The 278-nt window shown below is 54.3% G+C and carries 1 protein-coding gene; it reads left to right on the plus strand.

Annotated features, from left to right (window positions below):
* Nucleotides 1-278: ABC transporter transmembrane domain-containing protein (locus ACSIPU_RS31315; RefSeq protein ID WP_435322599.1), on the plus strand; the 278-nt coding region annotated here is incomplete at both ends.

Genomic DNA, 278 nt, shown 5'->3' on the forward strand with positions numbered 1-278 from the left:
CCTTCCGCCGACTTTGGCCGATTATCGCGCCGTTTAAAGCCGGGCTAATCGTAGCGGCGGTGGCGTTGGTGCTTAACGCGGGCAGTGACACCTTCATGTTATCGCTTCTTAAACCGTTATTGGATGATGGTTTTGGTAAAACGGATCGCTCAGTGCTGCTATGGATGCCGCTGGTGGTTATCGGCCTGATGGTGCTGCGTGGGATCACCAGCTACATCTCGAGCTATTGTATTTCCTGGGTTTCCGGCAAAGTGGTGATGACCATGCGTCGTCGCCTG

Origin of the sequence: Klebsiella sp. HN106 (assembly GCF_051209435.1) — a bacterium.
Classification (GTDB): Bacteria; Pseudomonadota; Gammaproteobacteria; order Enterobacterales; family Enterobacteriaceae; genus Klebsiella; species Klebsiella oxytoca.